This window comes from Pseudarthrobacter sulfonivorans (assembly GCF_024391045.1).
GTDB lineage: Bacteria > Actinomycetota > Actinomycetes > Actinomycetales > Micrococcaceae > Arthrobacter > Arthrobacter sulfonivorans_B.
The window spans coordinates 1-471 of the sequence record NZ_JANFCZ010000063.1; the positions used below are offsets into that span (position 1 = coordinate 1).

2 pseudogenes are annotated in these 471 nt (G+C 66.0%); both read left to right on the plus strand.

The features are described 5' to 3' along the window. Positions 1 to 241 (plus strand): annotated as a pseudogene (locus NQJ30_RS18870) (glucose-6-phosphate dehydrogenase); the annotation flags it as partial. Further along, positions 238 to 471, plus strand: a pseudogene (locus NQJ30_RS18875) (glucose-6-phosphate dehydrogenase assembly protein OpcA); the annotation flags it as partial. The pseudogenes NQJ30_RS18870 and NQJ30_RS18875, both read left to right, overlap by 4 nt.

Genomic DNA, 471 nt, shown 5'->3' on the forward strand with positions numbered 1-471 from the left:
TTCGTTCACCGAATCGTCCCCGGAAGCGTATGAGCGGCTGATCCTGGACGTGCTCCTGGGTGAGCCGCCGCTGTTCCCCCGGCACGAGGAAGTGGAACTGTCCTGGAAAATCCTGGACCCCTTCGAACACTACTGGGCCTCTCTGACCGAGCAGCCCGAACCTTATGCCCCGGGGTCCTGGGGACCCGCCAGCGCCGATGAGCTGCTGGCCCGTGACGGACGAACCTGGAGAAGGCCATGATCGTTGACCTGCCGGACACCACCACCTCAAAGGTCTCCAAAAAACTCATGTCCCTGCGCGAACAAGGCGGGGTGATCGCGCTCGGCCGGGTCCTGACCCTCGTGGTCGTGACCCGGTCCGGGCTCGAGGAAGAAGCGATCGAAGCCGCGAACGAAGCCAGCCGCGAACACCCCTGCCGGATCATCGTGCTCGCCGACGCCGGCGCCGAGGCCCCCAACCGGCTCGACGCC